Source organism: Candidatus Pelagibacter sp. Uisw_090 (assembly GCF_047717845.1).
GTDB lineage: Bacteria > Pseudomonadota > Alphaproteobacteria > Pelagibacterales > Pelagibacteraceae > Pelagibacter.
Window position 1 is genome coordinate 928,527 of the sequence record NZ_CP159810.1, and the last position, 13,699, is coordinate 942,225.

The following is a 13,699-nucleotide window of genomic DNA, read 5'->3' on the forward strand; positions in this document are numbered from 1 at the left end:
TTTTTTTTAATAAATATTGTATATTGTAGTTAACATATTTATGAATAAATTTTTAACAGAATTTAAAGAAAGAGGTTTCTTCTACCAATGTACTGGGGAAGAGGATTTGTCTAAGTTATTAGATAAAAAAAAAATTAATGCCTATATAGGGTTTGATTGTACGGCTGAAAGCCTTCATGTTGGTAGTTTACTGCAAATCATGTGTCTGCGATTATTACAAAAATATGGACATCGTCCAATTGTGTTATTAGGAGGTGGAACAACAAGAATTGGTGATCCTTCTGGTAAAGATAAGACGAGAGTAATTTTATCAGAAGAAGAAATTGAAAAAAATATCAACAACATAGAAAAGATTTTAAAAAATTTTTTGGACGATAAAGATACAAAAACTAAACCTATTTTTGTAAATAATTATACTTGGCTTAAAAATTTAAATTACATTTCTTTTTTAAGAGACATAGGAAAGCATTTTACAATTAATAAAATGCTGAGTTTTGACAGTGTAAAGATAAGATTAGAACGAGAACAGTCATTAAGCTATATGGAATTTAATTATATGATATTACAGGCCTATGATTTTTTAGAACTAAATAAAACAAAAAATTGCATGCTTCAAATTGGTGGCTCTGATCAGTGGGGTAACATTATAAATGGTGTAGATTTAATAAAAAGACATTCCAATAATCACGTCTATGGTTTAACCACGCCCTTAATAACATTGGCATCAGGTGCTAAGATGGGCAAAACAGAGTCCGGCGCTGTATGGTTAGATAAAAAATTTCTTTCACCTTATGATTATTGGCAATTTTGGAGAAACATAGATGATAGAGATGTTTTAAAATTCATTAAAATATTTACAGATATAAATATTGATGAAATTGAAAGAATTAAAAATAATAATATTAATGAACTAAAAATTTTACTAGCCAATAAAGCAACAGAAATGTTGCATGGTGAACATGCAGCTAAAAACAGTGAAAAAACAGCAAAACAAACTTTTGCTGATAATTCGATGGGAGAAAACTTACCATCTATTTTAATAGATGAAAAAAAAATTAAAGAAAAAATGAGTGTTATAGACTTAATAATCTTGTCTAAATTAGAGAGTTCAAAGAGTGAGATCAGAAGACTGATTAAGGGAAATGGAATTAGAATAAACAATCAAATCATCACTGATGAAAAATTAATTATTACCAACGATTTGTTTAAAGATAATTTAATCAAACTCTCTTTAGGTAAAAAAAGACATATTAAGGTTGAATTAAGCTAATTCTTTTTAATTTTTTCTAAAGTTCTAGTTATAAATCTTGGTGTTAAAGATTTAATAGGGTTCACTGTAGTTTTTAAATTTTTTGGTGGTCCTTTAATCTTAAAACTAACCCCAAAAACACCTTCCCCTGCCTTGTCTCCAATTAAAATTTTACCCAATAAGGGTATTGAGGCTATAGACTTGTTTATTGTTGTGGCTGGTACTAACGTTCCTCTCAAACTTACTAACTTCCTAGTTTCAATATACCCATTCATTAATATAGAAACAGCAGGGCCAATCGCATACATTTCTTCAATTGTTGTAAGACCCTTTTGATTTGAAAAATTCATTTCAAAATCAGTAAACCTTATACCCTCACCTGTTAAAAGGTCAGCTATTCCCTGTAATGAAGCCAAGCTTAAAAGTTTAGCAAAGACAGGTACTTCTTTAACTTTAAAGTTATCAATAATTAGCACTGAATTAGAGACACTACCTTTCTTAGAGGAGTAAAAATCCAAGTATCCTTCTTCAAATCCTTTAATAAAATCATATCTTTTAATTAGAGGCTTCGGGTAAGCGGAAAATAATTTTGTTATAGTTTCTGAGTTATTATTAATTTTAATAGATAGATTAATTTTCTTCTGATTTGGAAAAGTAGATTCTATTGTTAAATCATTTATTTTATTATTATTAAAACTTATATCCCCATAAAGATCATTCATATAATTAATCTCATCAATATAAGTTTTTTTTATTCTAATATTAATTTTCGAGTTTAGATTCTCAAAAATATGTGAGCTTTCTTCATCACTATCCATAATATTATTAATTATTCTAGAAGCATCAAAACTCTCACCTTCTATAATAAAATTTGAATTATCTTTTTTTAAGTTAAGATTATTCAAAATTTTTTTATTATTTTTATAATTAATATTAAAAGCTTCTATACCTATAATTTTAAAATCTTTATTAAAATTTAAACCTTCAACTGAAATTGAATTATCTTTCTGTTTTAAACTAATTAAATCAAGTCTTAGCTTATTATCCTTTTTAAAATTTCCTTTTATTGAAATTAAAGAACTTAAACCTTCTTTCTTTTCATAATCCAAGGGCTCGATTAATAGTGAATTATTCTTAAGATTTATTAATGAATTAAATGAAAAGTTGCTGTTATTTTTAATTATTTGGTAGGATAAGTTATCCAATTTATCTTGTAATATGATATTTCCTTTTCCACTTATATCAAGTTTATTGTTTTTATAATTAATAATAACCTTATGTTCTTTTAATTTTATTTCTCCAATATAGTTTGGTAAATATGGCTTTAATTTTAAATTTTTTTGGTTAAAAATTAGTTGATTTAAATCAATAATTGATTCAACTTTAAAGTTATCAATTTTTAAATTTTTACCAACATTAAAAGAAAAGTTATTCTTTGAGCTAAATTCAATTTTTTTTATATCCATATCGTTAGGTAAATTGTTAAAAATTTGCTTTAACTCTTCAATCTCAAAGTTTTTTCTATCATGTAGAAATTTTCCATTAACAAAAAATAAATTTTTTTTTTTTTAATTTTAATTAATGGTGAGTTTATCTTTATATTATTAAGCTCCACATTTATTTGTTTCAATGAATAGACGCTTTTATCGATATTAAAGTTAAAATTGAAATTTTGTAATTTAATTTTATTTAGAATATTTAATTTCACTTTTTTAATAGAACCTTCAACTTTATAATTTTCTTTTATCTTTCCATTTTTATCAAATTTTAAATTAATGTTTGCGGTTACAATTCCATCTTTTATAACTGTGTCTAAAACAAAAAGTTGTGGAGAATTTTGAAATAACCTTGCTAATGCAATTATATCATTAAGTTTAATCTCTTTTGTTGTAATTTGTAGGTCATCAATTGAAAATTGATTATTAATTAAAGATTTTAATGCTACATTCGTCTTAATATTTTTTATCTCTAAACTCCTACCTCCTAATAATATCTTGGGATTTTTAGTCTTTATATTTACAGTAAAATTATATGGATTTAATAAATAGCTTACATCACTTAAACTTAAGTTAATTTTTTTATTAATTTTTAAAATATTATTGTTAATTAGATTGTTGAATTTATCAGTTTTTATTCCAAAAATGCTTAAATAAAAAATTGCTAAAATTAAAACTAAAAATGTTATTAATAAAATTTTAATTATTTTCATAATTATTTGACTTTATACAGTGAACTTTCTAAAAAGTCGTCTATTTCGCCATTTAATATCTTATCAGGATTTGAACTCTCAAAGCTAGTTCGATTATCTTTAACCATTCTATAAGGATGTAGTACGTATGATCTAATTTGATGCCCCCAACCTATTTCTGATTTAGATGATTCAACTGTTTGACTTTCTTTTTCTCTTTTTTTCATTTCAAAATCATAAAGACGTGCTCTAAGCATATTCATACAAGTATCTTTATTTTTATGTTGCGACCTTTCGTTTTGACATTGAACAACTATTTTAGATGGTAAGTGTGTAATTCTAACGGCACTATCTGTTGTGTTTACATGTTGACCACCCGCTCCACTAGATCTGTACGTATCAATTCTTAAATCTTTTTCTATAATTTCAATATCAATATTTTCATCAACAACAGGATAAATCCATACACTGGCAAAACTTGTATGTCGTCTCGCACCTGAATCAAATGGGGAAATCCTAACCAATCTATGTATGCCAGATTCAGATTTTAACCATCCAAAAACATAATCTCCCTCAATTTTTATTGTTGATGATTTTATACCAGCCTCATCACCCTTATGCTCACTTATTAGCTGTGATTTAAAACCTTTAATAACAGACCATTTTAAATACATTCTTCTTAGCATTTCAGCCCAGTCTTGACTTTCAGTTCCTCCTGCACCTGCGTGAATTTCTATGTAACTATCAAAAATGTCGGTTTCGTTTGATAGAAAACATTTTGTTTCATTTTTTTTTGCTAACTTTTTTAATTCTTTGATATTTTCTAAAACTTCAGTAATTATTGACTGATTTTTTTCTTCTAAAGCTAATTCATTTAATTCATGTAAATCAGTTAAAGACCTAACAGAATTATCGTGTGAGTTTATTAGCTCCTCATATAGTTTTTTTTCTTTAATTATTTTTTGTGAATTTAATTTATTTTGCCAGAAATTATCTTCTAGTATTTTTTGATTATTTTTCTCTAATTTGGAATGAATTTTATTCTTTTCAAAGATACTCCTTAACTCTTTGATTAATCTTTTTTATTTCAGATCTGTGATTTAAATATTCATTTTCCATTAATAGAACTTTAATATATTATTATTTTTTAATCTATTATTAATATCTTTATTTAAAGCGCTATCTATTTTTTTATTTTTATAAGCCTCGATTATAGTAAATTTACTCTCACTCAAAGCTTTTTTACCAGTTATCGGATCAATAACTCTCATCAAAATATCATCTGCAACTTTAAATGGTCTTGCATCTTCTTTATTAACTGCATTTTTTATAAAGCTTTTAAAAATTGGCAACGCAGTTTTTGCACCTGTCTCATATCTTCCTAATGATTTTGGATTATCCGACCCAACATATACGCCTATTGCAAGCTTTGATGTAAACCCTATAAACCAAGTATCAGCATTACCGTTAGTAGTACCTGTTTTTCCAGCTAAGTCTAAATTAAGGTCTTTTAATTTTTTTCCTGTACCATTCTGAATGGTGCCTTCCAATATCGAGGTCACCTGGTATGCTGTTTGAGGAGAAAAAATTTGAAGAAATTCATCCTCTATTTCTGGATAATCTTTACTTAAAAAAGATATTTGATCACAATTTAGACATTTTCTTTTTTCATTATTAAATATTGTATTTCCTTCACTGTCTTGAATTCGATCAATCATTATTGGTTTTACAAGCTTTCCCCCATTAACAAATGAGGAATAAGCAGATGTGAGCTTTAATAAGGTCGTTTCAGCAGACCCTAGGGAAATAGATAACAATTCACTTGGATTATCATAAATACCTAGTTGTTTTGAAAAATTAACTATTTTTTTCAAACCAAGATCTTGTGCAATTCTAACAGTCATTAAATTTCTAGACTTTTCTAATCCCATTCTTAATGTTGAGGGACCATAAAATTTTTTTCCATAATTTTCTGGTTTCCATAACTTTAGATCAGACCCTTGCTTCAGAACTAGTGGGGCATCTAATATCAAAGTAGATGGAGTGTAACCATTTTCAAGAGCTAACGCATAAATAAAAGGTTTAAATGCTGAACCAGGTTGTCTTAGTGCTTGTGTTGCTCTATTGAACTCACTTTTTTTAAAACTAAAACCACCACTTAATGCTAAAACTCTACCTGTAAAAGGATCCATTACAACTATACCACCATTTGCTAAAGGTAATTGCCTTAATGAAAATATATTATCATTTATATTTTCTACATAAATAACGTCTCCAATTTTTAATATCTCATTAAATTCTTTTTTTATCCAAGAAATATTTTCATATTCAATAACACCATTCAATTCATTCTCAGTTTCAATTTCTAAAGAAAATTTATTAATTTTTCTTACTATTGCTAAATTCCAATTAATTGATTTTTCTAATCTAAATTTATCTAGTTTGTTTTTCCAATTATTTAATTTTTTTTTTCTTAATAATGGTCCACGCCATCCTTTTCTCTTATCGTAACTCATCAAACCTTCTCTTAAAGATTCTATGGCAATTTTTTGTAAGTTTAGATTTATTGGAGTGCTTATATTTAACCCTTCTTTATAAACTTTATCAAAACCAAGCTGATCAACAACATCTTTTCTAATATCTTCAACATAATAACTTGTGTCTTCCGTAAAAGTTTTTTTTCTTTTTTTTAATATAATTTTTTTATTAATAAACTCTTCATACTCCATTTTTTTTATATATTTATTTTCATATAAATTTTGTAAAACCAGGTCTCTCCTAAACTTAGCCAACACCATATCTTTATAAGGATTGTATCTACTTGGGGCCTTTGGTAATGCTGCCAATAAAGCAGCTTCATAATAATTCAATTCACTAATTGACTTATCAAAATATTCTAGACTTGCAGACGCCACTCCATAGGCTCCTCCACCAAGATAAATTTGGTTTAAATACAGTTCTAGTATCCTTTCTTTTGAAAGAACTCTTTCTATTCTAAATGCTAAGATTGCTTCTTTTATCTTTCTATTCAAGCTCACCTCATTAGTTAGTAAGAAATTTTTTGCTACTTGCTGTGTTATCGTTGAGGCTCCTTCCAGTCTTCTTGATGATATAATATTGGAAATATTATTTATTATAGCTCTCAAAACTCCTTTTGCATCTACACCAGGATGTGAATAAAAATTTTTATCTTCGGCAGATAAAAAAGAGTTGATTACTTTTTCTGAAATTGCATCGTAAGGGACAAATATTCTTTTTTCAGTAGAAAAATTATTTACTAATTCCCCATCACCTGAGTAAACTTTACTTGAAACTGGTGGCTTATAACTCTTAAGAAATTTATAATCTGGTAAATTATTAGAAAAAGCCCATAAAACACCTAATACAGAAAATGCAGTTAATAGACCAAAGCTAAGAATTAGTATAAATATATTTTTAATAATTCGGTGCATTTTAGTTTAATATACATGTGAATTTGTTAAAGTTAAGGCATCAGAATTCAAACAAAATTTAAAATTATTTAAATAAAATGGAACAACCAATCAAAAATATATGGAAAAAAATTTATACATTGATGCTTCGCATCCAAATGAAACTAGAGTCGTGCTTAAATCAGACGATAATATCGAAGACTACGAGTACGAAGGTTTAAAAAACAACCTAATTAAGAACAATATTTACCTTGGTAAAGTTAGTCGTGTAGAGCCATCTTTGCAAGCTGCTTTTATTGATTTTGGAAGAGACAGGCATGGTTTTTTATCTTTCAATGATATTCAGTCAGACTACTATCAAATCCCCCAAAGTGATTTAGCTAAAATAAAAGAAGAAGAAGAAAAAGAAAGAGAAGAACTTTTAAAAGAAAGTGAAAAAGAAGAGCAAAAAAATATTAATGAAGGTAACTTAGAGATTAATGATCCAGTCGAAATTACACCTGAATCAGAAGTTGAATCAAACTCATCTGAAGAATTAATAGCATCAGGCGAATCTGCATTAATTGAAAGCACTGATCAAGAAATACAAGTTCCTCAAATAAAAAAACCAGCGCTGAGATTCAGGTCTAAACGATATAAAATACAAGAAGTTATAAAACCCAATCAAGTGATCTTAATACAGGTATTAAAAGATGAAAGAGGACAAAAAGGAGCTGCCTTAAGTACTTTTATTTCTATTGCTGGTAAATATATTGTTTTAATGCCCAATACTCCAAAAGGTGGTGGTATATCAAGAAAAATTTTTAATCCTGGTGAGAGAAAAAAAATTAGAACAATTTTAAACGATATAAATATACCAAAAGAAATGGGTCTCATTGTTAGAACTGCAGGATCCAATAAAACAAAAAACGATATAGATCACGACCTTCAAACATTAATAAAAACTTGGAATGGAATTAAAGAAACTGCTTTAAATTCTATAGCACCATCTTTAATTCACCAAGAAAGTGACATTATAAAAAGAACTTTAAGAGATATGTATGACGAGGATACAAATAGCATAATCATTGAAGGTAACGATGGCTATAAAAAAGCACAAGGCTTCATGAAGTTAATGATGCCATCTCATGTTAAAAAAATTAAAAAATATAGAGAAAAAGTTCCTTTATTTTTTAAGGAAAATATAGAAGAGAAATTAAACCAAATTTATGACTCTGAAATTAAATTAAAATCTGGTGGATATTTGGTAATTAATCCAACGGAAGCATTAGTTTCAATTGACATAAATTCAGGAAGCTCAATAAAACAAAAAAATGTTGAGAGTACTGCTTTAGATACCAATCTTGAAGCAGCAGAAGAAATATCAAGACAGATTAAAATAAGAGATTTATCTGGTTTAATAATTATCGACTTCATTGACATGCTGAGCTTTGGAAATAGAAGGTTGGTTGAAAGAAAACTTAAAGAAAAATGTAGAACTGATAGAGCAAGAATTCAAATAGGAAGAATTAGTAATTTTGGATTGTTGGAGATGTCCAGACAAAGACTACGTGAAAGTGCTGTAAAATGGAAAGTTACTCTTACAGATGAGTCTTTTGCTATGAAAATTCTTAAACTAGTGGAGGTTAAAGCTGTTTTAACAAAAGCAAAATTTGTAGAGCTAAAGATCTGTGAAAAAATATCTGACTTCATGAAAGAAAACTTCATTGAAGATTTGAAGTATTTTGAAGAGAAGAACTTAATTAAAATAGATATTATTGCAGATAACTCTCTTATTATTCCTGAATATATAATTGATCTTCAGAATAAAACTAAAAAAACAATAGAAACTGTTGAGCATCTAGAAAAACTGAAAAATTTAGAAGAGCAAAAAAAAGAATTTAAATCTTTTGAAAATTCCAATAAAAAAAAACCTTATAAAAAAAAACCTTATAAAAAAAAGTTTTTTAAAAAACCTGCAGCTTAAATAATTCCTGTTGTTGGTGAGGATGCACTTCCGTATATAGATTTTTCTATTCGTCCTGCTAAATAAGACTGTCTTCCAGCAATGACTGCATTTTTAAAGGCTAAAGCCATTTGAAATGGTTTTTTAGCTTTAGCAATTGCTGTATTGGCCAAAACTCCATCACAACCTAATTCCATAGCAATAGCTGCATCTGATGCTTGACCTAAACCAGCATCAATTATTACAGGGAGTTTTGTCTGACTTCTTATAATCTTAATATTTGTTGTATTTTGAATTCCAAGTCCAGATCCTATAGGTGCTGCTAAAGGCATAATTGCACAAGCTCCAACATTTTCCAATCTCTTAGCCATCAATGGATCGTCATTACAATATACCATCACTTTAAATCCTTCTTTTGTTAAAACTTCAGTAGATTTTAAAGTTTCAATCATATCAGGGAATAGATTTTTCTTGTCACCTAAAACTTCAAGCTTTACCAATTTCCACCCACCAATCTCTCTAGCTAACCTCAATGTTCTAAGAGCTTCTTCAGAGTTAAAACATCCCGCTGTATTGGGAAGGTAGGTAATTTTTTTTGGATCTATATAATCCATTAATAATGGTTTTTTTTTATCTGAGATGTTAACTCTTCTTACGGCAACTGTTACAATTTCTGCACCAGATAATTTTATAGCTTTTGCACATTCTGACATGCTCTTATATTTGCCAGTACCAACTATCAGTCTTGAATTAAATTTTTTCTTAGCGACTATTAATTTATCTTTATTCATTTCTACCCACCTCCAATAAAATGAACTATTTCTATTTTGTCATTTTTTTTTAATTTGATTTTATTTGTTTTATTTTTATCTATTATTTCTTGATTCAATTCAATTGCTACTTTTTTAAGAGGAATTTTTAGCTCTTCTAGAAAAATTGAGAGGCTTAAATTTTCATTTACCATTGAAATTTTACCATTTATCTTAATTTTTATTTTTTTTATTTTTTTCATAATGTATAAGTATCGGATGAGTAATAATATTATAATTATTAATGGCCCTAATCTTAATCTATTAGGTGAAAGAGAACAATCACAATATGGGTCAATAACTTTTGATAAATTAAAAGAAAATTGTTTAAACAAAGCTAAAGAATTAGATATTCGTTTACAGTTTTCTCAATCTAATATTGAAGGCGAAATAGTCACGACTATACAAGAAGCTAAAAGTAAATTTGATGGCATAATTATTAATGCTGCTGGCTTTACTCATACATCTGTTGCTATTAGGGATGCTTTAGATATTTATAAAAAGCCAATTATTGAACTTCACATATCAAATATATACAAAAGAGAAAAATTTAGACATAAATCTTTAATCAGTGATATTGCTACTGGTGGAATTTTTGGTTTAAGTGACAATGGTTATATTTTGGCCATAATTGCAATGCAAAACATATTACAAAAATGAAAATAGATAAAAATATTATTAAAGAATTAACAGACTACTTAAATGAATTTAATTTAACTGAAATTGAATACACGGATAAAGATACAAAAATCAAAGTATCGAAATCAAATCCAACTAACTCAAATCAAGTGGTAAGTACTGTAGCATCGACTTCAACGACTGCTGAGAAAAAACCTAAGGATGTATCTGGAACTGAGGTTAAATCTCCAATTATAGGTACCGCTTACCACTCACCAGAACCTGGGGCTAAAAAGTTTTCTGAGATTGGTAAAAGAATTAAAAAAGGTGAAACAATTATGATAGTCGAAGCTATGAAGACTATGAACCACGTCCCTTCTACGGCAGATGGAATTATAAAAGAAATTTGTGTAGAAGATGGCCAACCTGTTGAGTATGGCCAAACTATCATCATTGTTGAATAATGTTTAAAAAAATTCTAATTGCAAACCGTGGGGAAATTGCAGTCAGAGTTATAAGAGCATGCAAAGAATGGGGAATTGCAACTGTTGCTGTTCACTCAGATGTAGACCGAGATAGCATGCATGTTAGACTTGCTGATGAAAGTGTTTGTATTGGGTCTCATCAACCAGCAAATAGTTATTTAAACGTGCCTGCATTAATGTCTGCAATTGAACTTACAAAAGCAGAAGCTGTTCACCCTGGTTATGGTTTTTTATCTGAAAATGCAAACTTCGCTAGAGTTTTAGAAGAAAATAATATTAAATTTATAGGAGCATCTTCAAAACTTATAGAAATGATGGGAGATAAAATTCAAGCAAAGAAAATTGCTAAAGAACATGGTCTACCTGTTATTGAAGGTTCTGAAGGTGGTGTTACAGATATAAAAGCAGCCAAAGAACTTTGTAAAAAAATAGGATTTCCAGTTTTAATTAAGGCATCTGGTGGTGGTGGTGGTAAAGGCATGAAAATTGTCCACAAAGAAGAAGAATTTGAAACATTATTTTCAACAGCTAAATCTGAAGCTCAAAAATATTTTGGTAATGATGAGGTTTACATAGAAAAATTTTTTCAAAATCCAAGACATATAGAGGTTCAGGTATTATCTGGGAAAAATAGAACTGTTCATTTGCATGAAAGAGACTGCTCTGTACAAAGAAGACACCAAAAATTAATAGAGGAAACCCCTAGCCCAGTTTTAACAGATCAAATTAGAAAAGATCTTTTTGAAAGAACTGTAAATATGGTTAGCAAAATTGGTTATGTAGGCGCTGGAACAGTCGAATTTATTTATGAAGATGGAAAGTTTTATTTTTTAGAAATGAATACACGTGTTCAAGTAGAGCACCCTGTTACAGAAATGGTAACTGGAATTGATATAATTAAAGAACAAATATGGATAGCTTATACGGGTGAAACAGCTCTTAAACAAAGTGATATTAATCCAAGAGGACATGCTATTGAATGTAGAATTAATGCAGAAGATGCAAGTAAAAATTTCCAACCTTCTCCTGGTACCATAGGTATGTGTCATCAACCATCAGGTTTTAGAACAAGAGTAGATGGTGCAATTTTTCAAGGCTATAAGGTTACCCCATATTACGATAGCTTAATCTGTAAAGTAATTGTGCAAGGAAGAAATAGAACTGAGGCCATTCAAAGAATGAATCGTTCTTTAGATGAGTTTGTGATTGATGGAATCACTACAACAATACCTCTTCATAAAATCTTGCTTAATCATAAAAAGTTTATTGATTCAGATTTTAATGTAGGCTGGTTAGATAATGAAAAAGTTATTTAATAACATTTAGTAAGCCAAATATCATACACAGGGTGATCAAATGGATTTATTGCTGGACTTGATGAAAAAGTCCATCCATTAAATATGAAAACTTCATTATTATCTTTGATTACTAGATCTTGTACTTGAATGTAAGCTGTTATTTCTGGGTTGTCATCAAATTCTGAATTTTTGCATTTTAAACTTTTAATTAAAAGATTCTGGAATTTTTTTTCCTCACCTATCGTTAATTTTATAAGGTTAGTTTTAGAGCTAACTTTATCTAAAATTTTTATCTCAATAAATTTTCCATTTGAACTTTCTAGAGCATTTACTGATGGGATATTTACTAAAAAAAAAGGAAAATGATTAATATAAAATTAACCTTTCCAACTTGTATATTTTTTTTTAATTTGTTCATTATTTTTATTTGGATGATAGGCATGATCTGTACCTGTTTGATTGGATTGATGAGGTTTTTGCCAACTATATTTTTCTAAATCATGATTATTTTGAATTCTATTATTAGTAAAGTGCATCCATGAATACCATTCACCAGGTATTTTTGAAGCGTCAATCTCACCACTATAAATTATCCATCTTTTACCAGTTTTACTTTCATAGTATTTATTACCAGTTGAATCACATCCAGCAAGCTTACCATAAAAAATGGTCTTTAATTTTGTTCCTAGCGTTTCTTGATTCCACCAAATGAAAATTTTTTTTAAAAGTGTCAACATATAATTTTACTCGTTCTTCAATCCTTAATTGTATTATTTAAATTAGACTAAAGTAAGGATTTGTATATAAATTAATTATCTTACGATTCAAAATAAAAAATTAATTAAAGGAAAAATGGCAAAATACTTAGTTGAAACTTATTACACTTGTAGCTTTAAAGTTAATCATTATCTGGATGATATTAATGAAACCGAATTAGCAAACCTTGAAAAACGAGATGATGGAAAATTTGAAGTTTTAGATGTTAAGCTTGATACAAGAAAAACAAAAAGCTTAGACCCAAATAATAAGGTAATTGAGCCTAAAAAATTAGATATTATATCTGAGCAAAGCCAGCCCAAAATTGTTTCAAAAGAAAACAACACCACATTTGTTAAAAAAATAAATGAAGGTGTGGGTAAAAGATTTAGCATGCCAGACAGAAGGAAAGGCTACATTCAAAAAGCAACAATTGGTGACCATAAAGTTTATTTACATACAGGTGAATATGAGGATGGAAAAATAGGAGAAATTTTTATTGATACGAGCAAAGAAGGAGAGTTAGTAAAAGCTTTAATGAATAACTTTGCAATAGCAATATCGCTTGGCCTACAATATGGCGTACCTTTAGATGAATTTATTAGTGCTTATGTTGATACTAAATTTGAACCATCTGGAAAAGTTCATGGTAATGACAGAATAATGAGTGCCTCTTCAATATTGGATTATATATTTAGAGAATTGGCTATCTCATACCAAAATAGAGAAGACCTTGCGCATACTCCTACTATTGGAGGATCTGACAGATCTTTACCTGAAGAAGAAAATACAGAAGATCAAAATCAATTACTTAAGATTATAAAAGATGTTACTAGCAAAGGCTTTGTTAGAAACAATTATAAAAAAAATCTTGTTGATTTATCTGATGTTAAAATAAATTTAAAAGGTAAAAAGTAATA

Annotated in this window: 14 protein-coding genes; 6 read left to right on the forward strand and 8 right to left on the reverse strand. The window is 28.2% G+C overall.

Features of this window, described 5'->3' with window-relative positions:
* The first annotated feature begins 40 nt into the window (after window positions 1–40).
* Window positions 41–1,270 carry a tyrosine--tRNA ligase gene (tyrS, locus tag ABXT58_RS05095; RefSeq protein ID WP_415303605.1) on the forward strand — a complete coding sequence of 410 codons (1,230 nt, stop codon included), beginning with the start codon at window positions 41–43 and terminating at the stop codon, window positions 1,268–1,270.
* Here the strand turns inward: tyrS and ABXT58_RS05100 are convergent.
* The 4 genes from ABXT58_RS05100 to ABXT58_RS05115 are packed head-to-tail and all read right to left on the reverse strand — an operon-like array spanning window position 1,267 to window position 6,889.
* Window positions 1,267–2,715, reverse strand: coding sequence for an AsmA-like C-terminal region-containing protein (locus ABXT58_RS05100; RefSeq protein ID WP_415303606.1), 1,449 nt, complete (start codon window positions 2,713–2,715; stop codon window positions 1,267–1,269). The two genes, tyrS and ABXT58_RS05100, sit on opposite strands and share 4 nt — an antisense overlap.
* Window positions 2,716–2,744: 29 nt before the next feature.
* The gene (locus ABXT58_RS05105; protein WP_415303607.1) at window positions 2,745–3,458 is read right to left on the reverse strand and encodes a hypothetical protein; all 714 of its coding nucleotides are present in this window, start codon (window positions 3,456–3,458) and stop codon (window positions 2,745–2,747) included.
* Between the two features lie 2 nt (window positions 3,459–3,460).
* Window positions 3,461–4,510 (reverse strand): peptide chain release factor 2, encoded by a 1,050-nt coding sequence (prfB, locus tag ABXT58_RS05110; RefSeq protein ID WP_415304918.1) that lies wholly within the window; start codon window positions 4,508–4,510, stop codon window positions 3,461–3,463.
* 45 nt (window positions 4,511–4,555) lie between these two features.
* Entirely contained in the window at window positions 4,556–6,889 is a 2,334-nt protein-coding gene (locus ABXT58_RS05115) for a penicillin-binding protein 1A (protein WP_415303608.1), read from the reverse strand.
* Between the two features lie 100 nt (window positions 6,890–6,989).
* Here ABXT58_RS05115 and ABXT58_RS05120 point away from each other — a divergent pair, with 100 nt between their 5' ends.
* Window positions 6,990–8,834: an Rne/Rng family ribonuclease gene (locus ABXT58_RS05120; RefSeq protein WP_415303609.1), complete on the forward strand. Its 1,845-nt coding sequence runs from the start codon at window positions 6,990–6,992 to the stop codon at window positions 8,832–8,834.
* On the opposite strand, the gene ABXT58_RS05125 is transcribed toward ABXT58_RS05120, so the two are convergent.
* Complete coding sequence (locus tag ABXT58_RS05125; protein WP_415303610.1) at window positions 8,831–9,604, reverse strand: thiazole synthase; 774 nt, start codon at window positions 9,602–9,604, stop codon at window positions 8,831–8,833. The two genes, ABXT58_RS05120 and ABXT58_RS05125, sit on opposite strands and share 4 nt — an antisense overlap.
* A 2-nt stretch (window positions 9,605–9,606) precedes the next feature.
* On the reverse strand, window positions 9,607–9,825 hold the full coding sequence (thiS, locus tag ABXT58_RS05130; protein ID WP_415303611.1) for a sulfur carrier protein ThiS: 219 nt from the start codon (window positions 9,823–9,825) through the stop codon (window positions 9,607–9,609).
* 16 nt (window positions 9,826–9,841) lie between these two features.
* Here thiS and aroQ point away from each other — a divergent pair, with 16 nt between their 5' ends.
* The 3 genes from aroQ to accC are packed head-to-tail and all read left to right on the forward strand — an operon-like array spanning window position 9,842 to window position 12,041.
* Window positions 9,842–10,282 carry a type II 3-dehydroquinate dehydratase gene (gene aroQ / locus ABXT58_RS05135; RefSeq protein ID WP_415303612.1) on the forward strand — a complete coding sequence of 147 codons (441 nt, stop codon included), beginning with the start codon at window positions 9,842–9,844 and terminating at the stop codon, window positions 10,280–10,282.
* The gene (locus ABXT58_RS05140; RefSeq protein WP_415303613.1) at window positions 10,279–10,704 is read left to right on the forward strand and encodes an acetyl-CoA carboxylase biotin carboxyl carrier protein; all 426 of its coding nucleotides are present in this window, start codon (window positions 10,279–10,281) and stop codon (window positions 10,702–10,704) included. The genes aroQ and ABXT58_RS05140 overlap by 4 nt, the downstream gene beginning before the upstream one ends.
* Window positions 10,704–12,041, forward strand: coding sequence for an acetyl-CoA carboxylase biotin carboxylase subunit (accC, locus tag ABXT58_RS05145; protein WP_415303614.1), 1,338 nt, complete (start codon window positions 10,704–10,706; stop codon window positions 12,039–12,041). The genes ABXT58_RS05140 and accC overlap by 1 nt, the downstream gene beginning before the upstream one ends.
* On the opposite strand, the gene ABXT58_RS05150 is transcribed toward accC, so the two are convergent.
* Together ABXT58_RS05150 and ABXT58_RS05155 are read right to left on the reverse strand one after the other, a co-directional pair.
* The gene (locus ABXT58_RS05150) at window positions 12,038–12,394 is read right to left on the reverse strand and encodes a DUF2155 domain-containing protein (RefSeq protein ID WP_415304919.1); all 357 of its coding nucleotides are present in this window, start codon (window positions 12,392–12,394) and stop codon (window positions 12,038–12,040) included. The two genes, accC and ABXT58_RS05150, sit on opposite strands and share 4 nt — an antisense overlap.
* A gap of 6 nt (window positions 12,395–12,400) precedes the next feature.
* The gene (locus tag ABXT58_RS05155; RefSeq protein ID WP_415303615.1) at window positions 12,401–12,760 is read right to left on the reverse strand and encodes an NADH-ubiquinone oxidoreductase subunit NDUFA12 family protein; all 360 of its coding nucleotides are present in this window, start codon (window positions 12,758–12,760) and stop codon (window positions 12,401–12,403) included.
* Between the two features lie 115 nt (window positions 12,761–12,875).
* On the opposite strand from ABXT58_RS05155, the gene ABXT58_RS05160 reads away from it, so the two are divergent.
* A complete protein-coding gene (locus ABXT58_RS05160) occupies window positions 12,876–13,697 on the forward strand; it encodes a ribonucleotide reductase (protein WP_415303616.1) in 822 nt (273 codons plus the stop codon).
* Window positions 13,698–13,699: the final 2 nt, after the last annotated feature.